This is a genomic window from Shewanella sp. CG12_big_fil_rev_8_21_14_0_65_47_15 (genome assembly GCF_002783505.1).
Taxonomy (GTDB): domain Bacteria; phylum Pseudomonadota; class Gammaproteobacteria; order Enterobacterales; family Shewanellaceae; genus Shewanella.
Window position 1 is genome coordinate 87,854 of record NZ_PFGL01000019.1, and the last position, 25,014, is coordinate 112,867.

Genomic DNA, 25,014 nt, shown 5'->3' on the forward strand with positions numbered 1-25,014 from the left:
TCGCTATCTCAACTTATGGTAACAACGTTCGGGGCGGCCGATGGAACCATAGCTTTGATCCGCCGCTAACTCATTGCATTCCAACAAAAACTCTAAATAACGCCGCGCGGTAGAACGGCTAACGCCTAGTTTCTCACCCACCATTTGCGCCGTGAGTTTATCCTGTGGCTTGGCATCAAACACTTCGCGGATTTTCTGTAGGGTCAATTGGTCGACCCCCTTTGGCAAACGGGCGGCGGCCTTGGTCATCCCTGTCGGCACTTCCATAAAGGCATCGACCACAGATTGAGTCAACTCTTCTGTGGCAGACAGTTTGAGCTGACGGCTCTCGAACCGGCTCAGGGCTTGATCTAATCGGCTCAAGAGTACAGGTTTTACCAGAAAATCGAACACGCCGAGCTGCATGGCTTTTTCTAAAATCTGTACTTCCTTGGCCGCGGTGAGCAATACCACTTCACTGCGGATCCCTTGGCTGCGTAATTCTGCCAGTAAATTCAAACCATTGCCGTCGGGTAAATACACGTCTAACAACAAGAGATCCGGCGTGATTGCGCCCAGTAAAGACCGCGCCGTACTGATATCGCTGGCCATGCCAATCACTTTATAACGATTGGTCGAGAACAAATATTGTGCGACCAAGTGCGCAACTTCGACTTCATCCTCAACAATTATCACAGTATGCATTAAACGATACCTATATCAGGCAAGCGGCTAAAATGAAAACACCAACAGAGTGCAGCAATACCAACTTCATCCTCAACGATGATCACTGTATGCATTAAACAGTACCTACTTCAGGTAAAGGTTTAGTGGGAATATACACAGAAAAACGCGCGCCACCTAAATCTGAGTCGGCGAACTCTAAACTGCCATGGCAAGCACAGAGGTAGGTATTGACTATATACATGCCCACACCGTGCTGCGCCCCCTGCTTAGAGCTGTAATCTGGATCGAATATCGTGCTGTACTCGGTTTTAGAAATCCCATCGCCACTGTCTTCCACATCAAAAATCAGGTTCGAGGTGGTTTCATCTAAGGTCACGACCACCCGGCGGGGCTTATGATTGTTCGCCCGCTGAACAGCCTCGATAGCATTGTCGATAAGGTTGCCCATAATCGACACCATCCGCTCTAGCATAATGGCGTCTTGCACATCGCTGAGCTGACTATCTGGACTGATTTGAAATTCAATATTAAGCTCTTTCGCCTTGTGGTACTTACCCAATAGCAATCCGGCGATCGTAGGCTCATGGATTTGCGACAGTAATAAATGGATTTGAGCCTGCCAACCTTGGCTTTCTTGGCCGATAAATTCGACCGCTTTGTCGTAGGCTTTGAGTTGCAACAAGGCGCCTAGTGTATGGAGTTTGTTCGAGTAATCATGGGTTTGAACTCTGAGCATTTCGGCAAACTCCTGCACTTTGGCGAGTTGCTGACTCAAGCGCTCAATTTCATCGGCGGGGCGCATCGTCAGCAGCAAGCCATCATTTTGATCCCGCACCTGAAACGGCACCCGCGACATCACCAGCCATTGCTCATTGGCAAATAACTCGAATCCCCTGATGGTTTTGTTTTGATTCGTCAGTAGAAAATCGGCGTGCTGCGGCAATAAATCACTCAGCATCAGATCATTAGGTTGGCAGGTAGGAGATAAAGCTAAGATCTCCCGCGCCCGTTGATTCAACTTGCGGATACGTCCATCGGCATCCAATGCCACCACGCCCATTCGCACTGTGTTAAGAATCGCGTCCTGCTCGACAAATAATCGACCAATTTCAGCAGGTTGTAAGCCGAACAACATTTCCCGCACTTGCCGACCCATCCAAAAAGCCACCAGCACGCCCATCCACAACACACCAAGGACAGTAATGATGATTTCAGGAATACGTTTATCGATTAACACGCCCACGGACTGACTCAAGAAACCCACGGAGACCAGCCCGATAATATGACCTTGTTCACCGTAGACAGGTACTTTGCCGCGAATAGAGCGGCCTAAACTGCCCTGCGCCTCGGAGATATAAGCTTCCCCTTGCAGGGCCGCTTGGCTGTCACCGCCCTCCATCATTTTGCCAATTTTATTAGGATCGGGATGCACAATACGGTGTTTATGGGTATCGCCCACCACAATAAAATCGGCCTTAGAGGCTAAACGGATCCCCTCAATCGCAGCCAGCAATTGCGGACTCGAAATCCCCTTCTCCAACGATGTAATCACATCACCGCGGGTCGCAACTGCATGGGCGAGACCTAATGCCTTAGCACCCAATTGCTCAGTAATGCTACGACTCAAAATTTGATAGCTGATACCGCCAAAGAGGGCGCACAGCAACAAACTCAGGCAAGTCACCACACTGATTAACCAAGTTTCTAAGCGCTTAGGGCGTCTCATTAGCGTACCTTTAGATTAAGAGGCTTTCGCCAATTTAGCATTTCTACTATGACTACGAATAAAACCGAGCAATGGCACAGCCAGCATAGCAATTGCCACAATCAAGATAGTCAGTGTCAGTGGGCGTTCCCACAGGAAGCTCAAAGAACCATCGGAGGCGATCATAGCACGGCGGAAGTTACGCTCAATCATATCACCTAGGATAAAGCCCAGTAGCAGCGGCGCCATCGGAAATGCCAGCAAACGTAGCACCACAGCGATCATCGCAAAACCTATCATCAAGAACAGATCGAAGGTATTAAACGAGACTAAATACACCCCAATCAAACTGAAGAATAGGATCATCACAGTCAAGATGGACTTAGGCAAAGCCAGCACTTTGGCAAAATAAGGGATCAGCGGTAAATTCAGTACCAGCAGAATAATATTGCCAAAATACATAGAGATAATCACAGACCAAAACACGTCTGGACGCTCTTGCATCAACATAGGACCAGGTTGAATACCATAAGCAATCAATGCACCGAGCATGATGGCCGTCGTGCCCGACCCTGGAATACCTAAGGTCAGTAATGGCACAAATGAGCCCGTACAGGCCGCATTGTTAGCCGACTCTGGCGCCGCAACACCGCGAATCGAGCCTTTACCAAACTCATCGCGTTTCGCGCCGCGGGATAAATTACGCTCAGTGCCATAGGCCATAAAACTGGCTATTGTCGCTCCCGCGCCCGGTAATACCCCAATCAAGAAACCGAAAATCGATGAGCGACCAATCACAGGTGCTATCTCTTTCACCTCCTCTTTGGTTAAGCGAGTGCTGCCAATGGGCTGCGCCGAAAAATTGATGTTTTCGGTCGCCTTAGGCGGCTTAATCACATTCATTAAGGCTTCCGATAGGGCAAAGGTCGCCATGGCGATTAACAGAAAACTGATGCCATCGAGTAAATCTGGCTGACCGAAGGTGAAACGTTCCATCCCCGAGAAAGGATCGATCCCCACTGACGAGAGTAACAACCCTAAGTGAGTCATCATCATGGCCTTGAGGAAATCGCCACGATTCGAAAATGCCGCGATGGCCGTTAAACCGAGGAACATCAAGACCACATAATCGCCCGATTGAAAGCTCAGTGATACTTGCGCTAATAACGGCGCCGCCACCATCAACATGATGGCGCCGATAGTGCCGCCGGTAAACGAAGCATAGGCGGCAATCGCTAATGCCTTACCCGCCATGCCTTTTTGCGCCATCGGATAACCGTCGAATGAGGTCGCAACCGTTCCTGCCACGCCCGGGGCGTTGATCAAAATTGACGAAGTCGACCCACCAAAAATAGCGCCGTAGTACACGCCCGCCATTAAGATCATGCCTGAACTGGGGCCAATGCTGTAAGTCACAGGGATCATCAGGGCGATCGCCGTGATCGGCCCTAATCCCGGCAGCATACCGATCACTGTGCCGACCAAGCAGCCTAAGACCACATACATGAGGTTTTGCAATTCAAACGCGGTCGATAGACCAATAAACATTGCATCGAACATAGTTAACTCCAAAGAGAACCTGAGGCCAAGTAGATACCTAAGACTTGCGTCATCAACACCCAGAACACCAACACCACGGGCACAGAGGCGAGCAGCAAAATCTTAAAGCGGCGCTCTCCCATCAACCAAAATCCAGCGACTAAAAACAATAAAGTAGCGACAACAAACCCCAACGGTTCGAGTCCGGCGGCATACAAGACCATAAGCACAATCAGCGCCGCCGTTTGTTGTAAGGCGGCTTTCGTCAGCAGCGCCCCTCGCTGTTGAACCGTGTTTCCTTTCAGCAAGACGGCAACCAGAGAGAACAGACTAAACATCAGCCCCATGGCAGCATAAATCTTCGGCATAGTGGAAGACGTCACGACTTCAAATTCTTCAAACGGCAATAAGGGAATTTGCCATGCCAGCACGCCATATCCGGTAAACACGGCGACAAATAGCAAGGAACCAAGCAGATCACGATTCAACATCTGTCACTCCTTACTTAATAAAGCCCAGTTGCAACATAGTGGCTTTAAGCTGTTGCTCCTGTGCTTCCAATGACTTAATGAATTCGGCTTGGGGTTCAAACAGATTGATCCAACCGTTACGGGCACGCACTAGTTCCCATTCTGGCGTCTTAATCAGCGCCGCAAACTTGGCCACATACTCATCAACTTTGGCTTTAGGCGTATTAGGCGCCGCAAAAAAACCGCGCCAGTTAGTAAACGTCATGTCATAACCGAGGGATTTAATCGTCGGAACCTCTGGATGCTCGGCAACGATTTCAGGTGCTGTCATCGCAAGGATCCGACCTTGACCACTGCCTGCAATTTCTAACGCTTCACTGAATCCCGTCGACAATAAATCGACTTCGCCCGAGAGTAAGCCAGCCTTAGCTTGACCACCCGCATCGTAGGGAACATAACGTAAACGACCGCCATCTAAACCCGCCGCCGCAATCGCTTGCGCCGCAACTAAGTGATCCATACTGCCGCGCGCTGAGCCGCCAGCGATATTGAATCTTTGTGGATCCGCCTTAAAGGCCGCCAACACATCATCCCAGGTTTTCAACGGTGAATCGTTACGTACCACAAAGGCACCGTAATCGGCGACTATGCCTGCAACCGGCGTTAAATCACGATAACTAAACGGGATTTGCCCAGAGAGTGCACGCAGCACAATCGGAGTCGAGTTAACCAGTAAAATATCGCCCTGTTTATTTTTCGATTTGATCATAGAGGCAATCGCACGGCCGCCACCGCCGCCCGAGAGATTCTCAAAGGAGGCATTACCATCGATTTTCGACTTCACTAAGGCTTCACCGACGCCGCGCGCCGTGGTATCCCAACCACCACCTGGACCGCCAGGAATGATAAAGTGGATATCAGCACTCGCCATGCCAGAGACACTCAGTAACAGCGCACTCATGACTAAAGATTTCATTTTCAACATGATTCGTTACTCCTAAAACACGTATTGCAAACGGGCAGCAAAGGCATCGCCCACATCTTCATTGCCGACTAAGGCAATCGTGCCAGCGCCATCGACGGAAGAATGGATGTAGTTAGCCATCACTTTGATTTTTGGATTAAAGTAGTAAGACACGCCTAAGGTATAGGTCTGAGCTCGAGTGCCTTGGAACTCGGAGCTCGCATCCATGCTGGAGAAACGTGCCGCCAATTCCCATGCATCGGTTACGCCCTTAGGCTGGGAAAACACCGCGCTGCCCTTGGAATAGCTGCGCTGTTCACCCGTTAAGAAATAACTCGCCTGCAGGTAGTACCCTTGATAACGCTCACCATCGAGCACTGACTGAGGATCTTGGGTCGTTAAATTGCGCTGGGCGTATTCGCCCTGCAACAACAAGGCATTATGTTGGAATGCCAGCTCTAAACCCGCTTGATTTACATCATCAATGGCCGCAGTTTCCCCACCCGCGACATAGTTAATCAGCCGAGTATTGGTCTCGCGCAGTTCGCCGCGGGCAAAGCTGGCAGACAAGTCATCGCCGCCCATTTGACGCGCCGAGTACCACAAGCCTGCATGCAGCACTTGGCCCGGTTCTTTGGCCTGTGACCAAGTCACTCGCGAGCTAAGGGCATAGTTCAAATCATCGGGTTCATCTTTGCCATCGCTTCCAAAGGCATCGTTTTTATAAACACCCAAGGCGTAACGTAAACCTGTGCTGGGGAAATATTGATAGGCAGAAACACCCCAGCGGAAGTACGGCGACATAGTATCGGCAAGGCTAGAACGTTCGATCAGCGCAATGTGCTTACTGCTAGTGAGCGCATCGAGGCTGATGTCTTCACGCAACTTACCAAATTGCAGTTTAGGGCCATTCTCAAAACCCGAATAACGCATCCGAGCCATGACGATTTCAGCAGTATTTTCAGCAAATTCGAGCAACAGCTTGTAATCCCAATCCTGTAATTCACCTTCAACAAAGGTACGTACTCGGCGTGGGAAAATATCCTGCGCGCTACTGCCATTATGTTCGGCGTTATAGGCACCATTGAAGAGGTTGTAATCGAGTTGAATGCGGCCACCGATCTCAAAGGCTGGCGCGCTAGGCTCAGATGAAGTCGCAGTGGTATTCGCTGCCTGCCGTTGTTTTAGCTGGTTAACTTCTTGAGTCAATTGGGTAAGTTGTGCTTGAAGCTCTTGTGGCGTTAAGTCTTGCGCATGCGCAAAACCAGTAAAAGCCACAGCGGTTGCCGCGGCAAGTAAGGTCAATTTAGGCATCAATGCCTCCTGTATTGCAGTCTGTCATTCCCAATGGGAATGCCTGTGTTATTTGAGTTGTGTCAGGTCTGTACGGACTACTTCCTCGCCCAGAGGGTGCAATGTATCGTTAACATTTCGTCAAAGATATTTAACGCACTTAATCTTCATTAAGGGACTTAAGGTGACTAAAAATCATAAAGTTCATGAACAAAATGAACTTAACTCAAGGGAAACGGCTTGAAGTGCACAAAACAGGTAAAAATGAGAGGTAACTCAATGAAAATATGACAGGAATATTAGCGAGCGCTGAATGTTAACAGATGAGTGAAATAGCATAAAAAGAGGCTGAATTTGCCCTTAAGAGGTAGAACCAAGCTAGAAGCCATTCATAAAAACAAAGCGCCGTTAAGCGCTTCGGAGGGAACTTGGACCAATACTTGAAGCGGAACCTGAGTTGGATTGGGCCGAGCTTATCACCTAGAAATTAAAGATTAGAACTTAGATATAAGCACTTAAATATAAGTGCTTAGCAATCAGAGCTTATTGCCTGCACTCTCGCTGGTGGGCGCGGTGCCATTATCACCCTGCGCCATCTGTGCATGGCCTTGTTCCATTTGCTGTAAATCTTCCATCGCCGAATCCTGCGATAAAGCCAGCGGATCGGGATCTGCGGATAACGCCGCCATATTGTCGGCATTCGCGGTATCTGGCGCAGTCGTTTGTTCTGTCAGTAATGGAGCAGCATCTAACCCCTGAGCCACGGGAGACACTTCAGTGTTGAGCGGGCTATCACTCACATTCGGTAACCAGTCACGCAATTGCTCGGGTCCAAAACTAAAGCCCAAGGCGATGACGACCGTTGCCGCAGCAGCATACAGCCAAGGACGAATCGCACGATTACCGCCGCTTATAGAACCACTTTCATTGGCATATAAATGCGCATCCGAGCGTTGAGTCGGTGGCGCTATCGCTTTTAATATGTCTGGCAAGGCATCCAGCTCAGGGCCTTTAATACGCTGACCAATAAACTGGCCGCCTTCATAAATTTCCATCTGATGGCTGGCAACTTCACCTTCAACCACACCAGAACTGGTAATAATCAACTTATTACAACAGACTCGACCACTAAATACACCGCAAACCCGCAACTCATCACAGCTGACTTCACCGGAGATCTCGCCACCAAGCTCGATCTTAATTTGCCCCGCAGAACCAATCTTACCCTGCAATTTACCCGCAATTAATGCCGAGTTATCTAACTGAATATCGCCCTCAATTGAGGTTTGCGCACTGATAAAAGTAATGCCATTGCCTTTGCTAGCCATTGGATTCATTCCATATCATTATTTTTGTGACAAAGATGTTAAGGTAAAATGCCCCGAGAATAAAGCACTGGTTTCGTTTAGTATTTGACCTAAGCCTCAGAGCGGGATTTAAGTCACGCCAGCGACTATGTTACCCTGAGCACCTTACAATATGGCTTCTGAGTACCTGAGTACCTGAGTAAGAGTATGAGTGGCAAAGACGAGCGCTTAATCAAAGCTAAAGCGCACACTGACTGCAGCAAACACCTAAAACAACCGCCAACGAGACCCCGAATGGCTCATTCAAACTCCGCTAGCTCGCAATCGATAACGCCAATGATGACGCCACTGGAAGTGTATCGCGCCAAAGTGAGCGAAAATCTGCTTGACGATCCGGCGCAGCAACAGGCGGTGTTGGCGCTCGATATGTTATTTAAACAGTTGATGCCACAACCCTATTCAGCACGCCTGTCCCATTCACAATCCATCAAAGGGTTGTATCTGTGGGGCGATGTCGGTCGGGGCAAAACCTTTCTGATGGATTTATTCTTCGATTGTTTACCGAGTGAAGGTAAGTTAAGGCTGCATTTCCATCGCTTTATGGCGCGGATCCACCAAGCATTGCGGGAACATTCGGGGCAACGAAATCCCTTAAAACTGATTGCGAACAATCTTGCAAAGGAATGTAAGGTGCTGTGTTTCGATGAGTTTTTTGTCTCTGACATTGGTGATGCCATGATACTTGCAGGCCTATTTGAACAACTATTCGAACAAGGTGTAGTACTCGTCGCCACTTCAAATATTCCCATCGACCGCCTATATGAAAATGGGCTGGCTAGACACAAGTTTTTGCCCTGTATCGCACTGCTACAAAAGCACACGCAAATGCTGCACCTCAATGGTAGTCAAGATCATAGAATGCACACTTTGGCTGATGGGGTGTCAGAGGAGGCATTGGCCTCAACGTCGCAAAATATAGCCCCTATAGACGTACTTGATTTCGACAGTATATTCAATAAATTAACCCCAAATGCTCCCAGTATAGGACAGAGCCATATTCGCATCTGTCAGCGTAACATCCCCATTATCCGTGCGACTCTTAACACTCAACAGCCGTCGGTCGCTTGGTTTGATTTTAATGCCCTGTGTGATGGCCCCAGATCCCAATTGGACTATATAGAAATTGCCAGCAAATTTAATATCTTAATGCTAAGCAATGTGCCCAGACTCGGCGGTGAAGTGAAAGGTTGGATCCGCGCCCGCGGCACCGAGGATGGCACGGGTGAAAACCAAGCGGAAACCACGGGTGAGCGTAAACTCTCCTATGCCGCCAATGACGATCCTGCACGGCGTTTTATCAGCCTTATCGATGAGTTATACGATCAGAACGTAATCCTATATTTAAGTTGTGAGGTGCCACTTAAGGAACTCTATCAAGGCGGCGCCCTTAGCTTTGAGTTTCGCCGTACCTATAGTCGTTTAATTGAAATGAGCCGCAGCGCCTAACATTTTGGTCGTTAACGCCCTGAGAATAGCCTAGTCAAATTCAGCAATAGGAATAGGAGGCCTTAATTGCTTTGGACCAAAAGCTCTTAACGACTATGCCCTAAATAATCTGGATTACCGGCCAGAAAACTCAGATCATTAAATTCTGGCAATTCACATTGAGCCGTATTTTCAAGCTTAGTGACATGCTGAAATTCGAGAGTTAAAAAGACGCGGATATAACAATTGAGTCCATTTGACTCGTGTCGATAATAGGCGGCAAAAGAATTGGGCCGTCCATGCAGATGATATAAATCAACTAAGTTTTTTTGCAATTTGATTAGCTGATAATCAGTGAGTAACGCATCGCCAAGATTTATTGAAACCCAATTTTCCATTTTTATTACCCTACTAGGATAAGCAGCGATGCCAAATCCCTTCTATAGCTAAAGCAAAATCCCCCTAGAACTTATCACCATGGTGGGTCGCTTTATCCTGATACATGGCTTTATCGGCGGAATCAAACAATTCTTCTAAGCTAATATCTGCATCCGGAGCCCAATGGGCAACACCAATACTGGTGGCAATTTTATGTTGCTGTGGATGTCGTTGATTGTATTGTTCAAGTAATAATTTAAAACGATTTATAGCGAGGTTAACCGTCTCCCTGTGTACAAAACTTAACAGCACCACAAATTCATCACCGCCGAGGCGTGCGATCACATCCGATTCCCTAAAGGCCGACATCAAAATATGGGCAAAATCATATAGCACTTGATCCCCCCTAAGGTGGCCAAAGTTGTCGTTCACTTCCTTAAAAAAGTCTAGATCGAAAAATACCAAGGCAGCTTCGGCATTAGTGCGACGACAACTGGCTAAGGCTTGATGTGCCAGCAATTCAAAACCACGACGATTAGAAATCGCCGTGAGTGGGTCTAAGGTATTTTGGGCAATGGAGAGCAACTCAGCCTCTACCATTTGGCCTAAATCCGTTAAGGTCTCAATATCTTCATCACTAAACCTACGCGGCTCAGTACCGATTAGGCACAGGGTTCCGACCCGAAATTGGCCATGAATAGTTAAGGGATAACCTGCGTAAAAGCGAATACGGGGAGGCTGAACAACGAGGGGGTTATCACTAAAGCGTGTATCCTTTAGGGTGTCATTAACAATAAAAATTTCTTCATGATTGATGGCATGGGCGCAGAAAGAAATATCCCTAGAGGTTTCAGTTACTTCTAATCCTTGGCGAGACTTAAACCATTGACGATTTGCATCGACAAGGGTAACGACACAATAGGGCAACGAAAAAATTCGCCGAGTGAGCCGAGTAATACGATCGAAACGTTCTTCGGCATCGGTATCTAACACATTGAGTGAACGTAATGTGGCTAAACGTTGTAGCTCATTCTCAGGAATTGGCGGTAATTGCATGGCGCTCTCTACTTGCTGCCCTTATTAAACTTTAGACCAAGTTAATCGGAACGTCCTGTAGATGAGCGCCATCATTTTAATGGAAATAATCTTGCCCGAAGCACAAATTAGGGAAATAAAGGCAATGCTAATCGAGCACGGTTCGATAAATGCTGAGCACCCGCTCGGCATGTTCAGCCACCTCAATATAAGGCAGTTGCCCTGGCTTTTGCTGCAATGTAAGCCGATGATTTTCATCCCTTAACCAACAATAACTCTGGGTTAAATACTGGGCGCTCATCATAGGCAAAAGCTCAAGCTCGGCCAATACACCAAAAATACGCACATTGTCGGACCAAATCGACAACTCGGGATATTCATGGGCATTGGCCAGCACTAGATATTGGGCAATAAATTCAATATCGGCGATGCCACCTGGGCTCTGTTTTAAATCGAATATCCCCTCACCGGCCTTAAGCAAGTGATCGCGCATCTTCTGGCGCATCTCGCGCACCGCTTTTTTAAGTTCATCTTTATCCCGCGGTTTTTCCAGCACCGAGGCTCGGATACGACTGAATTTCACCGCCAGACTGTTATCACCAAATACAAAACGTGAACGTACTAAGGCTTGATGCTCCCAAGTCCAAGCTTCATCGGCTTGGTATTCGCCAAAACGGGTGATTTCACTCACCATCAACCCCGATGTCCCCGACGGACGCAATCGCATGTCCACCTCATACAACTCGCCCGACGTAGTACGAGTCGAAAATAAATGCAAAATCCGCTGCGCCAGTTTCAGATAAAAATGCCCGACCTCAATGGGCCTGTCGCCATTCGTCAAGCTGTTGGCCATGCTAGCATGTGCCTCATACAGAAACACCAGATCCAGATCCGATCCATAGCCCAGTTCGATACCCCCTAACTTGCCATAACCAATGACGGCAAAACCAGTATCATTACCCTCAAGGTAAGTGGGAACACCGTGACGCTGGGCCACCTGTTGCCATGCCTGCATCACCACTTGCTCGATAATGGCCTCGGCTAAAAAGGTTAAGTGATCGCTCACCTGCATCACAGGGAGAACCCCAGTCACATCGGCGGCGGCAATCTTAAGCTGTTGTGATAATTTAAATTGGCGCAGCGCTTCCATCTGCTGCTCCATATCATCCTCAGGCACGCGCAGCAAATACTGGCGCAGCTCGCTGGGGTAATCATCGAGCGAGGTCGTATCATATAAGTGCGCAGGATCGATAAGTTCATCGAGCAACATGGGAAACTTAGCCAATTGCGCGGCAATCCAAGGGCTGGCACAGCATAGGCTCACCAACTGTTGGCGCGCACCGGGGTTTTCACATAGCAATTCAAGGTAAGTGGTACGCGTTAAAATCTGCTCCAATACCTTAGACACGGGTTCAAAGGCCGCCGACGGACTCGGTTGATTGAGCAATTCTTCCAGCAATCTTGGCATTAACTTATCGAGGGTTTCCCGGCCACGGGGGCCGATGGAGCGCTTAGTCACAGTTTCACGCCAACGACTGAGCAAAGGCCATAACTGCGGATCGTCGATATGTTGCTCGGCGAGCAGGGCAATGGCGTGGTCATCCTGTTGCACGTTCCACAGCTGCGCCGTCCAATGCTCGGCTTTTTCTTCACCTTCTTCCCCGCCTACGGTCGCTTTAAAGTGACGATGAATTTTCGCCATCGCGGCCTCAATATGGGTTCTAAGGTCGGTTTCATTAGCCATATCGAGCACATAACACAATCGCGCCCAATCGAGCGGGTTATTCGGCAAGGTTTGAGTCTGTTTATCATCGATGGCCTGCAATAGGTTTTCGACCCGACGTAGCAGTAAATAGCTGTGTTTCAGTTCATCCACCGCCAAATACTCAAACTGTCCAAGACTGTAGAGAGTATCCATAGCGCCAAATAAACTCTGCTGGCGCAGGGCGGGCTCGCGGCCGCCACGGATCAGTTGAAAACTCTGCACCACGAACTCCACCTCACGAATACCGCCCGCACCGAGTTTAATATTGTCGGTCAATTGGCGACGGCGCACCTCTTGGGCGATAAGTTGTTTCATTTTTCGCAGGGATTCAATCGCCGAAAAATCGATATAGCGGCGATACACAAAGGGCCTGAGCATTGAATGCAATTCATCACTGAAGTGGCTCCAAGGTCCTAGCGCTCGCGCCTTGACCATGGCATAACGCTCCCAATCTCGACCCTGTTCTTGGTAATAATCCTCAAGACCACTAAAACTCACCACCAGCGGGCCACTCTCACCATAGGGGCGCAGACGCATATCCACACGAAATACAAAGCCATCGACGCTAATTTGATCGAGCAGATTAACCAGCCTCTGCCCCATACGGATAAAAAACTGTTGATTATCAAGACTGCGACGGCCACCGACGGTTTCACCATGTTCGGGGAAGGTAAAAATCAAATCGATATCTGAGGAGAAATTAAGCTCACGGCCGCCCAATTTTCCCATACCTAAGACAAGCAATGGTTGTGGGTTGCCTTCTTTATCCATCGGCGTGCCATACTGAGTACACATATCCCTATAGAGCCAATCACGGGCGCAAATCACTAAGGCTTCGGCAAGCGCCGACAAATCGAGTAAGGATTCTTCTAAGCTGGCGTAATCTAAAAAGTCACGCCAGGCTAAGCGCACCATTTGGTAATTACGAAAGCGTCGCAGCACAGATTTTGCCATGTCTTCGGATGTGACACTGGCCAGCTTGGCATGCAATTTTGCATCGAAGTATTGGCGTTCGACCAACCGCACATCACCAGCAAACAAGGATGCAATCCATTCGGGGTGACGGCTCAACTGCGCCGCCACATAATCACTGAGCCCAAGCACAGTTTTTAACTCTTGCTGCTGGCTGGGCGTCAGTTGCGAGAGTCCTTCGGACCACACTTCCTCTAACCGTTGCCAATGGCGCTCGGCCGTTTGAGTGATAAGAATAGACAATGACTTATTACTGTCTTTTTGCATGGTCATAATAATCCCTAACAAATTTAACTATCGACATATTATGTCGCAAATGGTATATACCCAAACAACCTGAAGATGCAGGATGACAAAATACGAAAAGACTTCCTTTTCTCCGTGGCATTTAAGGGTACTATAACCTGCACGGCAGGCATATTGGGTAAGTGGATTATTATTGTCCGCAAGTATTTGAGTTTTATTTCAACACTTTTGGAGAAAACATGGCAGGAATGCTAATGCGTGTTCTCGCATCGATACTCTGTTTAGCCGTCATGCTATCACTCACGGGATGTGGCGATGATAGGCCGGCAAAAATCGAAAAGTATCAACAACTCACAGAGCAACGCCTCACCACATTGAGTACCATGCTTGATGATGGCCAACTACGTAACGCTAATCTACTAAAACAGTACAGCGCACTGTTAACACAGCAAAAACCCGATTTTGCGCCCCTTCTCGGTGAGTTAGCCAAGGATTCAGGCACCCAAGGGCCTATGTATTCCTCCCTAAAGCGTCGTTTAGCAGAGTCTAAAAATTCAGCAAACTTTGCCGATTTGGATCAACAGTTAGCCGAAGCCGAGAACCTCTATCAGGCCGCCGATCCCAGTTTGTACAACGATATGTTGTCTGATCCCGTGAACGTGGTCGCCGATATGTCCGACGGTAAGCTTGCCCGCGTGAATGCAATTAGCCGCGAAGCCGCCGCACTAGCCAATAGCGCCGAAGATTTTGGCCCCGGCAGTCAATTGGTCGGCAATCCGTCCTATGGTAGCTGGCAAACCGACTCGAGCGGCACTTCGTTTTGGGCCTGGTATGGCATGTATTCGATGTTTTCGAATGTTTTCAATCGACCAATTTATTACGACAGGTGGTCCGGCAATCGCGGCTATAGCTATTACAATGATGTAGGCCGCTATCGCTATACTTCACCAAAACAAGCAAATGCCCAGGCTAAAACCTTCGAACAAACGAAAAAACGTTTCGACTCCCAGGGTAAACGCTTCGATAGCCCCTACGCTAAGCCGCGCACCGGAGCCACAGCACTCTCCCGTGAAAGCACCAGTGCGCCTAAGGCCAATACCACCAGTGCCAGTAAAAGTTCGAGCAGCAAGTTCCGTTCAAACTATTCTAAAGACAGCAGCTTTCGCAATTCCAGTAATCGCACGACCCGCAGTGTGCGCCGGGGCAAGTAACTAAGGATTTCCAATGACACTATTTCAGGATTTCGGTATCACACCAGAGCTAGCCACTATACTGGCAATCGACCTCACTATTGCGGTTATCTTGCTGACATTAATGCGTTATTTGCAAGGCTGGAGCGTGAAAGTCAACAGCCGTAACGAATTAGCGGAGCGGGATAACTTTGCCTTTGGCATCAGTACCGCGGGCGCCGTTGCCGCACTAGGCATAGTGCTCACGGGCGCTATCACGGGCGCAGCGGCACATTCCTATCTTACTGAAGCCATTGGCATGAGCGCCTATGGTCTATTCGGTTTAGTGCTGATTAAACTCGGCCGTTTCCTCCACGATAAGATTGCCTTAAATGAGTTTGATAAGAATGAACAAATCATCAAAGGAAATGTGTCCGTCGCCATTGTCGATGCCAGCGTTGCCATAGCGACAGCCATCATCATCCGCTCCGTGCTGTTATGGGCGGAAGATTTAACCCTCGATACTTTTATCGCTATCTTCAGTGCCTTTGCGATTTCGCAGTTGATGTTAGTGCTACTGACTCGCTGGCGTGAAAATCGTTTCGCTAGTCGCAATCAAGACTCCTCAATGCAGCAGGCTTTGGTGCAGGGGCACACGGCTGTGGCCATACGTCACGCGGGTTATATGATTGCGATGGCGCTGAGCTTTAACGCCGCCAGTCACTTTATCATTTATAATCCAACGGCCTATGTCACGAACGTGATCGGCTGGTTAGTGTTCTCCGTTATCATGCTGATCGCACTGACTTTGCTGCTGTTTATTGTGAAAAAACTGGTATTAGCCCGTATCAATTTAGCCGATGAAGTAGAAAGACAGCACAATATTGGCATCGCCGCCGTTGAAATGGCGATCAGTATCGCTATCGCGCTTATCCTCACGGCACTGATGGCGTAACCGAATGCAAGAAACCAGCTTAACCCCCTTAGCGGCTAAACCTAGCCGCCTAGGTTGGTTCGACGATGCCCTATTACTGGGCATTATGGCCGTGTTAGCAGGCTGCGGCCTGATTTACGAATATCTGTTATCCCATTATGCGGGGCGCATTTTAGGGGCGTTAGAAGCCGCCATCTACACTATGATCGGCCTGATGATAGTCTCCATGGGTTTAGGTGCCTTTGCCGCCCGTAAGATCCGTGATGCCTTTACCGGTTTTGTCGTTTTAGAACTCACGGTCGCACTCTGTGGCTCATTGGCCATTCTTATCACCGCCGCCGTGATAGGTTTTGGCCAGCAGCTACCTATGCTGATCGCCAGCACCTTAGGCTTACCACCGGATCAACTGCCCGAGGGCGGTGTGATTGGTCAACTACAGAAACTCAGTGAATACTTACCCTATCTGTGGGGAGTATTGCTCGGGTTGATGATAGGTATGGAAATCCCACTGATCGCTAGGGTTCGCCAATCCCTTTCGGACGAGCATTTGCTGCATAACGCAGGGACGATTTACGGTGCCGATTACATAGGTGCAGGCATAGGCGCTGCCATTTGGGTGGGCTTTATGCTTGCCATCGATATCCAACTCGCCGCGGCCTTAACCGCCAGTTTCAATCTGCTCGCGGGCTTTGTGTTTATCTGGCGATTCTGGCCTAAAATCCATCGCCCTAAGCTCCTATTAACCGGGCACTTTATGGTCACAGGCGTCTTGTTGATACTCGCAACCCAGGGGCCACAATGGGAGCAACACTTCAATAATCTGCTCTATAAAGACAAAGTAATTTACAGTAAAGCGACTCGGTTTCAACAGCTTACCTTTACTGAGCGCTTACGCGGGAACGGTCTGCCGCCCGTTTATGCTTTATATATCAATGGCCGTCTGCAGTTTTCCAGTATTGATGAGCATATCTACCATGCGTTTCTGGTGCACCCCACACTCGCGGCCAGTGCTCGCCATAACAAAGTGTTGATTATTGGCGGCGGTGACGGACTGGGTCTCAAACAAGTGCTGCGCTGGCAGCCTGAGCAAGTGACCCTGCTCGATCTTGATGCGGCGCTGGTGCAACTGTTTAAGTCCCCCGATACCGATATGCCCGACAGATTGAGCCGTGCCATGTTAGCGCTCAATGGCGATGCCTTTAACGATCCCCGCGTCACAGTAATCAACGATGATGCCTTTAATGGTGTCGATAAACTGATTGCCACTGGTGTGAAATACGATGCCATTATTGTGGACCTGCCCGATCCGAGCCACCCCGATCTTAATAAGCTGTATTCGGATTATTTCTACCGTAAATTAAAGGAACTAATGAGTCATGATGGCGCTCTGACAGTACAGTCAACCTCGCCTTACCATGCCCAAATGGCATTTATATCGGTCGCAAAAACCTTGGCATTAGCGGGATTTGACGTCAAACAGTACCATCATAATGTGCCTAGTTTCGGTGAATGGGGCTGGAGTATTGCAACATTAAGCGGCAAAGATGCCCAACATAGGCTGGCCGAGCTTAAGACTCTGCCTGTACAGGATAATTGGTTGACCTTAGGTTTAGTGAGCGGGGCCTTTGAGTTTCCGGCTAATTTTTACCGGGATGCCGCCAATATCAAACCTAATGAACTCGGCTCCTTGCAGTTGTATCACTACCATCTACAGGCTTGGTCCGAAACCCAAGGACTGGAACTTTTTTAACGGATAAAGATAGTACTTGACATATTATGTCTTAGTGCTATCTTTGAACACAGACATAATATGTCAATAAGGACAAATATGAATATCCATACCCTTGCCAATCACCTCAACAGTCTTGGCAACAACAGCCAAACAGGCTTTCAATTCGATTGTTATCCTATTGATGGCGAAGTCGAAGTATTGCAAGTGAATGTGGTTGGCCGTGAAGAAATCCCGGTATTCGTATCGGTGACGGATAACCAGATTCTCTGCATCAGTTACCTGTGGGGCGAGAACGAAGTAAACCAAGAACGTCGCAGTGAAATGTTTGAGACCATGCTAGAACTCAACATTCCAATGCCCCTGTCAGCCTTTGCGAAAATTGATGACAAATACGTGGTTTACGGTGCGCTATCACTGCAATCTAGCATGCTCGAAATCGAGCAAGAATTAGCAGTTTTATCCGATAACTGCTTAGAAGTTATCGATGAAATGGTCGACTATCTGAAATAAGGAGCCACAAAATGGGCATTCTGAATAAAATTTTGACAGCGTTTCGCGGTGGTGCCACCGAAGTTGGCCAAAGCATCGTTGACGCAAACTCAACCCGTATTTTCGAACAGGAAATCCGTGACGCCGAGAAACATTTAACCAACGCTAAGCGCGAACTGACCGATGTAATGGCAAAAGAAATGCAAGCCAGCCGCGAAATCGATCGCCTGAAACGTTCGATTGCCGAACACGAAGGTTATGCGACTCAAGCATTGGACAAAGGTAATGAAGCCTTAGCCATTGAAGTGGCAGAAAAAATTGCCCAGCTCGATCAAGAGCTTGCTGAGCAGCAAAGTGCCAACGATAGCTTTAGCGCCCATGCAGCACGTTTGAAGGATTTAGTGAAGAAAACCGAGCGTCAACTGTCTGATTATCAGCGCCAGTTAAGCATGGTTAAAACCACTGAAAGCGTGCAAAAAGCCACGGCAACCATTACTGACTCGTTCGCGTCTAGCAACTCTAAGCTGCTGAATGCTAAAGATTCACTCGAGCGCATCAAGGCACGTCAGCAACAGTTTGACGACCGTCTGAAAGCGGCAGAAACCTTAGCCGATGAAAACAGTGATAAATCACTGCAAGCTAAGTTAGCCGAAGCGGGGATAGGCGAGCAAAAGTCTAATGCTAATGCCGTGCTTGACCGTATCAAAGCACGTAAAAGCTAAGCAATGATTGACCGAATGCCGAGTCTCAGTGGGATATCACCCCCTACTGACCTCGGCATTTTTTTGCTTTATTCGCGATTGAACCTTAGCCAGTGAGATTTTGCAGCCTATGGCTAACTATATCGTTATGACTAACTATGCCGTTCTGGCTAACTAGGCCGTATTGGATTTTACCGCACACGGACGCCGTCAGTAGGAGTGAATATGGGATTTTTCAACAGTATTTTTGGCAAGAAAGCACCGCCACAGCGTGAGCTCAATCACCCATCAGCGCTCAATGTGGGCGATATGATCTCCATCGATAACAGCTTTGCTTTACCCACACAATTACGCGGCCAGCAACTTAAGGTTGAAGCCGTTAACACCTATGAGTTTGAACGCCGTCAGCAGGCAGAATGGGTGCTCAAAGGCCATGGTAGCGATACCATTTATTTAAGCATTGAAGAGGACGATGAAACCTACCTCGCCTTTTCCTTAAAAATTTCTCGCTCCCAGGTAGAACAGATTTTCGATTTGGAGCAATTTAGCACGCTGTTTGATGAGCCAGGCCATGCAACGTTACTGACTCAGGAATTACCCGCAGAACTCGCCAATCAACTTGAGCAATGGCTAGGAAAACAATACCATCAAGTGACGTTTGCCGCCTTTGGTTACTTTCACCGCGAAGATTATCGCAATATTAAGCCGCCCCAAGATGCCAATGGTGCCACGGGAGAACCCTTTGAATATTATCTCTTACTCGATGATGACGAGAGTCGCGCGCTGGAGGTTGAAGTTTACGAAGGTGGCGATACCGATGTGGTATTAACGCTATATAGACCAATCACAGACATTAGAGATTACTGGCCTGGTAAGTAGTGGCTAGAATAAGATAAAGTGCGAAGCTCACACTTTACCACTAAGCGAAATACAATATCAGGGTGTAGTCTCGCTATAGTTAGCGATATATATGGTTGATAGCAATAGGTAATACGTAATGAGTAAAACGAAAAATCCACTTCCAGAGCAATGGTTGAAGAATCAACAGGCCGCCAAGGCGACACAAGTGGCATTCGATCTCGATGAAAAATTTCAATACTCTATCCGCAAAGCGGCACTGGATGCGGGTGTGAGTCCTTCGGATCAAATCCGTACCATTTTAGGTCTCAGTGTATCAAAACGCCCGACTCGTCCACGCTTAACTGTATCCCTCAATGCCGAAGACTATGTACAACTCGCCGAAAAATACGGCCTCAGTGCCGATGCGCAATTGGAAATTAAGCGTCGTGTGCTCGATGATTTAGTGCACTTCGTCGATAAAAAGTGAGCCCCTGCAATGTCAAGCTATGGTCATTATTTAGCGCAGTTAACACCCAAGTGATAGCCCATTATTTGTCACAAAGTTAATTTACTCATAGCGTAAACTCTTTTACCTTAACTATTTGCCGCACAAAACAGGGATCCTGTTAAGCATGACTGATAAAACCCCTTGGTCACTCCGTACGCTCGGTAGCCCTTCACCCTTCGAGTTAGCTATGATGTTGTTATCATTGCTATCTGTGATCATAGTGCTGGTCATGACCTTTGGTCGCCTCGATGGTGAAACCTATCGGTTACTGTTTTTTATTGATACGACCATTTGCTTGATTTTCATGATTAATTTTTTTATTGGTCTGTTTCGTGCCCGGGATAAAACCTATTACCTACGCCACCATTGGATTGATTTTATTGCCAGCATTCCGGCAATTGAAGCCCTACGTATCGCCCGTGTGTTCCAGATCCTAAGGGTTATCCGGCTGATCCGCATGAGCCGCTCCCTACTCCTACCACTGATAAAGCAGCGTAAACAAACCACTTTAGCCAGCCTATTGGTCGCCATGGTGACTATCCTTACCTTTGCCTCGATCATTATTTTAATCGTCGAAAGCGGCACCGAAGGCGCTAATATTCAAACCGCCGAACAAGCCATTTGGTGGGCCTTAGTCACTATTTCAACCGTTGGCTATGGGGATTATTACCCTGTTAGCACCGCAGGTCATATCGTTGGCGGCATAGTTATCGTGAGTGGCGTCAGCTTCTTCGGGGTGATCTCTGGTTATATGGCATCGGTATTTGTCGCTCCCGATGAAACCGAGAGACAGGAACGCCAAGACGCCCATAAGGCTGAAATCAAGTCAGAGCTAGAAGTTGCACTAACGAGAATGGAGGCGAGTCAGCGGCAAATGGAGCAAAATCAGGCACAAATGTTGACTAAAATTGCCGAGCTAAAGCAGGCATTAGAAGATAGAAAAGACTAGAGCCCGCTCCTTAGGCCCTAATCATCACCATAAAACTACCAATAGACTGTTTGCTGCAGCGCATTTTGTCTGGAGGACTCCATGGCGAACAATAAGCTTTGCTGTTTTTCCTCAAGCCATTCACTTACATCAATCCCCAGTTGCTGAGCCGTCCCATTTAAGGTGCGATAGCAGGCTAAGGTTTTGATCCCAAGCACTATATCCTGCCAAGGAGCACGAAAAGCATCACGGGGTTTCGCCTCATATAACGCGCCATAGGCTTGACCCACTTGAATGCTTTCATCCAGTAGTCTTGCACATCCTAAGTAATCTTCGCCTCCCATAGGTTTATCTAAAGGCATAGCATCGAGAATAGCCTGCCAAGAGGCTTGTTGAGCCCTATCTGCATGTTGCTGCAATCCCAGTTCATTATTTAAGGGAATATTGCCCGCACTGATATTGAGTAGAATGTCGACGATCGCCAGTTGCAGTTGACCATATTCCACTTGTCGCCAAAGGGAAGGTAGCTGCTCGGTTAGCTTAAGTTCATCAAACTGAACCTGCAACTGCCGCGTTAATGTACTACCTTCAACAAGTCTATTCACTAAGCCCTTTTGGCTGCCAAATAAAGCCGTAAGCGCCTGAGCCTCCTCAATAAAATCTAACTGATGTTCAATATTCATAAACCACTGTGACAAGCTGGTATCGAGTAAACCAAACTGGATTAAGGTCATACGCAGTAAACGAATACAGGCCCGCATCCGCCACCAAAGTGCGATACACGCTTCGTTATCAACCTCCTCAGTTATCATGCTTTCAAGCAGTTGCCAGCGTTCGAGCGCGGTTTCGAGTAGCACCTGACAGGTGGCCGTGAGTTCTTGCTGATGGGGCTGGTGTAGATTCATATCCACCGGCGTTGGCAGCGGTAGAAATTCGAGCGCACTGAGCGCTATAGGCTTCTGTTTACCCGCAAGTAGATAACCGCGCTGTGCCTTACTGGCTTTACCTAAACGCACGGGAACGGCATTCGCCACTTGTAGCGCTAGGGTCAACAGTGCTTGGGTGTCACCACTGAGCAATTCAAACTCTAACTCGCATAGGGCTTGATGCTGACCGTTAGCGGTGATCTCCCCGATATCCAACGCGACTTCGATCACACTTTTGTCAATTTCAACATGCCAAGTACGGCGATTAAAATCCGTGTGAAAGACACAACTCAACTGAGCTTGGACGGCGGCAATATCTGCAGCCTCTGGCCAAATTGTGGCTGGAAATAGGCTTAAATCTGGGCTATCCGCTTGAATGGTTACATTATATTCAGGCCGGGAATGGATCCCTCCCACAACTTGTCCTGCGGTTTTTATGGTCTGTTCTTTATGCTCATCGTAACCACGCACCCGCAATCCCATGTCCCAGCGACGTAACTGGAGGTCGGGTGTATCAAAATAACCATTTGCTAAACGACGCTTGCCTTGAGGTACGGAACTATCGAGGCTATCTAACTTATTTATCAGGGATTCTTGGTATTGTGGCAGGAAAAACAGCTTTAATTCAATCTCAGCATTCATTGCACGATCGCTCACTTTGTCATCAAACATTCACCTCTGTGTCATTTTTAATTCATAATGTCACAAATGTGTCATAAAAATCCCTTAGGATTTGGTTTTGAAGTTGGTATAGAACCCGTTAGAATATAGCTGTGATTTTTTCTCAAAAAACACAGTTTCAATACGCGGACGCATAGGTTAACATGCGCCCGCTTTTTCCAATCATGGAACAATCTAAATAGGTAAACGGCAATGCCAGTAAACTCTATTTTGGGCGTGTTTGCAAAATCGCCAATTAAGCCTCTTCAAGAGCACATGGACAAGGTCTACGATTGCGCATCGTTACTGGTCCCCTTTTTCGAAGCCACTATCACAGGTAACTGGGATAATGCAGTTCAGCTACGTAAGCAAATCAGTTTAGCCGAAAAACAAGCAGATTCACTCAAGCGTGAAATTCGCCTTACTCTGCCAAGCGGTTTGTTTATGCCGGTAGAACGTACTGATTTATTGGAACTATTAACTCAACAAGATAAAATCGCTAATAAAGCAAAAGATATCTCTGGTCGTGTTATCGGCCGTCAATTGCTTATCCCTCAGGTTATGCAAGTGCCTTTTATTGCCTATCTACAACGCTGTATTGATGCGGTAGGTCTTGCACAACAAGTCATTAACGAGCTAGAAGATCTGTTAGAAACGGGTTTCCGCGGTCGCGAAGTCGACTTAGTGGCCAAAATGATCAACGAGCTCGATATCATCGAAGAAGATACTGACGATCTACAAATTCAGTTACGCCGTCAGCTGTTCGCCCTGGAATCTGAATTGAATCCTGTCGATGTGATGTTCCTCTACAAAACGATTGAATGGGTCGGTGGTCTTGCGGATCTCGCCGAACGCGTCGGGTCACGTCTTGAGCTTATGCTGGCTCGCGTTTAATAAATAAGGTTATCAAGGTATCAATATGGTTGATGCAGGTATTGAGGTGGCTAACGTCTTAGTCACCAACGGCCCGTGGCTTATTGCCGTTGCGGCCGCATTTGGTTTTCTCATGGCGTGGGGTATTGGCGCGAATGACGTCGCCAATGCGATGGGAACCTCTGTAGGTTCAAATGCAATAACAATTAAACAAGCGATTATTATCGCTATGATTTTTGAATTTGCAGGCGCTTATTTAGCGGGTGGCGAAGTCACCAGTACAATCCGTAACGGGATTATTGATCCTAGTTATTTCACCGAAACCCCAGAATTGCTGGTTTACGGTATGATTGGCTCACTGTTAGCCGCAGGGATTTGGTTAGTCGTAGCATCGGCCTTAGGTTGGCCAGTGTCTACCACCCACTCTATTGTGGGGGCGATTATCGGCTTTGCCGCAGTGGGTGTAGATACTGAATCAGTTTCATGGGATAAAGTCGGCGGCATCGTTGGCTCTTGGATTATTACCCCTGCTATTTCTGGTTTTATTGCCTTTACCATATTCCAGAGCACGCAAAAGTTAATCTTCAATACCGACGATCCATTGAGCAACGCGAAACGCTATGTCCCTTTCTACATGGCATTTGCGGGTTTTATCATGGCATTGGTCACTATTTTGAAGGGCTTAAGCCATGTCGGCATCAATATCAAAGGTTTTGATGCTTATATGCTCGCGGGTGCAGTGGCATTAGCCGTAGGTATTTTCGGCAGAATCGCCATTTCGCGTTTGAAAATGAGTGAAAAAGCCAATCGCCAAACCATGTTCGCCAACGTAGAAAAAGTGTTTGCGATCCTCATGGTCGTCACCGCCTGTTGTATGGCGTTCGCCCACGGTTCAAACGACGTGGCTAACGCCATTGGTCCTTTAGCCGCTGTGGTCTCAGTGGTAAGCAGTGGCGGTGAAATTGCCTCTAAATCCGCTTTAGTCTGGTGGATTTTACCCTTGGGCGCCGTAGGTATTGTCATGGGTCTGGCGATTTTCGGTAAGCGCGTGATGCAAACCATTGGTAAGAACATCACTCACTTAACCCCAAGCCGTGGCTTTGCGGCTGAGTTAGCAGCGGCTTCTACCGTGGTTATCGCCTCGGGTACAGGCTTACCAATCTCTACTACGCAAACCTTAGTCGGTGCGGTATTAGGTGTGGGTATGGCCCGTGGTATCGCAGCGATTAACATCGGTGTAGTGCGTAATATCGTTGTCTCTTGGGTGGTCACCTTACCTGCGGGTGCAGGTTTATCCATCATCTTCTTCTTTATGATTAAAGGCATCTTTAACTAAGAAGAATGAGAGCTTCTATGGCAGCTCGCCATAGAAAAGTATGACTCATATGGGAAAGCAGGCATGGATGCGGCAAAGTTGAGGGAAGTCTAT

Annotated in this window: 22 protein-coding genes; 11 read left to right on the top strand and 11 right to left on the bottom strand. The window is 48.0% G+C overall.

The genetic code is table 11. The features are described 5' to 3' along the window. Nucleotides 1-3: 3 nt before the first annotated feature. The 7 genes from COW15_RS05155 to COW15_RS05185 form a co-directional block, all read right to left on the bottom strand. Nucleotides 4-684 carry a response regulator gene (locus tag COW15_RS05155; RefSeq protein ID WP_293630621.1) on the bottom strand — a complete coding sequence of 227 codons (681 nt, stop codon included), beginning with the start codon at nt 682-684 and terminating at the stop codon, nt 4-6. A gap of 94 nt (nt 685-778) precedes the next feature. Further along, nucleotides 779-2,392, bottom strand: a complete 1,614-nt coding sequence (locus COW15_RS05160; RefSeq protein WP_293630623.1) for a sensor histidine kinase — start codon at nt 2,390-2,392, stop codon at nt 779-781. Between the two features lie 15 nt (nt 2,393-2,407). Next, nucleotides 2,408-3,931, bottom strand: a complete 1,524-nt coding sequence (locus COW15_RS05165) for a tripartite tricarboxylate transporter permease (RefSeq protein ID WP_293630625.1) — start codon at nt 3,929-3,931, stop codon at nt 2,408-2,410. Nucleotides 3,932-3,933: 2 nt separating this feature from the next. Then, on the bottom strand, nt 3,934-4,401 hold the full coding sequence (locus tag COW15_RS05170) for a tripartite tricarboxylate transporter TctB family protein (protein ID WP_006085948.1): 468 nt from the start codon (nt 4,399-4,401) through the stop codon (nt 3,934-3,936). Nucleotides 4,402-4,411: 10 nt separating this feature from the next. Then, nucleotides 4,412-5,365, bottom strand: coding sequence for a tripartite tricarboxylate transporter substrate-binding protein (locus COW15_RS05175; protein WP_293630640.1), 954 nt, complete (start codon nt 5,363-5,365; stop codon nt 4,412-4,414). A gap of 12 nt (nt 5,366-5,377) precedes the next feature. After that, a complete protein-coding gene (locus COW15_RS05180; RefSeq protein ID WP_293630641.1) occupies nt 5,378-6,658 on the bottom strand; it encodes a porin in 1,281 nt (426 codons plus the stop codon). Nucleotides 6,659-7,173: 515 nt separating this feature from the next. Next, a complete protein-coding gene (locus COW15_RS05185; RefSeq protein ID WP_293630642.1) occupies nt 7,174-7,965 on the bottom strand; it encodes a polymer-forming cytoskeletal protein in 792 nt (263 codons plus the stop codon). A 273-nt stretch (nt 7,966-8,238) separates the two neighbouring features. Here COW15_RS05185 and zapE point away from each other — a divergent pair, with 273 nt between their 5' ends. Beyond that, nucleotides 8,239-9,450 (top strand): cell division protein ZapE, encoded by a 1,212-nt coding sequence (gene zapE / locus COW15_RS05190; RefSeq protein WP_293630643.1) that lies wholly within the window; start codon nt 8,239-8,241, stop codon nt 9,448-9,450. Nucleotides 9,451-9,536: 86 nt separating this feature from the next. Here the strand turns inward: zapE and COW15_RS05195 are convergent, their stop codons facing one another. From COW15_RS05195 to glnE, 3 genes are all read right to left on the bottom strand, one after another. Next, entirely contained in the window at nt 9,537-9,827 is a 291-nt protein-coding gene (locus COW15_RS05195; RefSeq protein ID WP_293630645.1) for a hypothetical protein, read from the bottom strand. A 64-nt stretch (nt 9,828-9,891) separates the two neighbouring features. Further along, nucleotides 9,892-10,863, bottom strand: a complete 972-nt coding sequence (locus COW15_RS05200) for a sensor domain-containing diguanylate cyclase (RefSeq protein WP_293630647.1) — start codon at nt 10,861-10,863, stop codon at nt 9,892-9,894. A gap of 127 nt (nt 10,864-10,990) precedes the next feature. Continuing rightward, nucleotides 10,991-13,852, bottom strand: a complete 2,862-nt coding sequence (gene glnE, locus COW15_RS05205; RefSeq protein ID WP_293630648.1) for a bifunctional [glutamate--ammonia ligase]-adenylyl-L-tyrosine phosphorylase/[glutamate--ammonia-ligase] adenylyltransferase — start codon at nt 13,850-13,852, stop codon at nt 10,991-10,993. A gap of 212 nt (nt 13,853-14,064) precedes the next feature. Between glnE and COW15_RS05210 the strand changes: the two genes are divergently transcribed. From COW15_RS05210 to COW15_RS05245, 8 genes are all read left to right on the top strand, one after another. Beyond that, complete coding sequence (locus COW15_RS05210; protein WP_293630649.1) at nt 14,065-15,036, top strand: hypothetical protein; 972 nt, start codon at nt 14,065-14,067, stop codon at nt 15,034-15,036. A gap of 13 nt (nt 15,037-15,049) precedes the next feature. After that, nucleotides 15,050-15,949, top strand: a complete 900-nt coding sequence (locus COW15_RS05215) for a DUF350 domain-containing protein (RefSeq protein WP_293630651.1) — start codon at nt 15,050-15,052, stop codon at nt 15,947-15,949. A gap of 4 nt (nt 15,950-15,953) precedes the next feature. Next, nucleotides 15,954-17,678, top strand: a complete 1,725-nt coding sequence (locus COW15_RS05220) for a polyamine aminopropyltransferase (protein WP_293630652.1) — start codon at nt 15,954-15,956, stop codon at nt 17,676-17,678. 78 nt (nt 17,679-17,756) lie between these two features. Beyond that, a complete protein-coding gene (locus COW15_RS05225) occupies nt 17,757-18,170 on the top strand; it encodes a DUF2170 family protein (RefSeq protein ID WP_007645549.1) in 414 nt (137 codons plus the stop codon). A gap of 11 nt (nt 18,171-18,181) precedes the next feature. Continuing rightward, complete coding sequence (locus COW15_RS05230; RefSeq protein WP_293630696.1) at nt 18,182-18,871, top strand: PspA/IM30 family protein; 690 nt, start codon at nt 18,182-18,184, stop codon at nt 18,869-18,871. A gap of 204 nt (nt 18,872-19,075) precedes the next feature. After that, nucleotides 19,076-19,729 carry a hypothetical protein gene (locus tag COW15_RS05235; protein ID WP_293630697.1) on the top strand — a complete coding sequence of 218 codons (654 nt, stop codon included), beginning with the start codon at nt 19,076-19,078 and terminating at the stop codon, nt 19,727-19,729. A 118-nt stretch (nt 19,730-19,847) separates the two neighbouring features. Then, nucleotides 19,848-20,177: a hypothetical protein gene (locus COW15_RS05240; RefSeq protein WP_007645538.1), complete on the top strand. Its 330-nt coding sequence runs from the start codon at nt 19,848-19,850 to the stop codon at nt 20,175-20,177. A gap of 145 nt (nt 20,178-20,322) precedes the next feature. After that, complete coding sequence (locus COW15_RS05245; protein ID WP_293630698.1) at nt 20,323-21,147, top strand: ion transporter; 825 nt, start codon at nt 20,323-20,325, stop codon at nt 21,145-21,147. A 35-nt stretch (nt 21,148-21,182) separates the two neighbouring features. Here the strand turns inward: COW15_RS05245 and COW15_RS05250 are convergent, their stop codons facing one another. After that, nucleotides 21,183-22,694 (bottom strand): CYTH and CHAD domain-containing protein, encoded by a 1,512-nt coding sequence (locus COW15_RS05250; protein ID WP_293630886.1) that lies wholly within the window; start codon nt 22,692-22,694, stop codon nt 21,183-21,185. 231 nt (nt 22,695-22,925) lie between these two features. On the opposite strand from COW15_RS05250, the gene COW15_RS05255 reads away from it, so the two are divergent. Both COW15_RS05255 and COW15_RS05260 read left to right on the top strand, forming a co-directional pair. Continuing rightward, entirely contained in the window at nt 22,926-23,606 is a 681-nt protein-coding gene (locus COW15_RS05255) for a TIGR00153 family protein (RefSeq protein ID WP_293630699.1), read from the top strand. Between the two features lie 25 nt (nt 23,607-23,631). Next, nucleotides 23,632-24,921, top strand: a complete 1,290-nt coding sequence (locus tag COW15_RS05260; RefSeq protein ID WP_293630700.1) for an inorganic phosphate transporter — start codon at nt 23,632-23,634, stop codon at nt 24,919-24,921. Nucleotides 24,922-25,014: the final 93 nt, after the last annotated feature.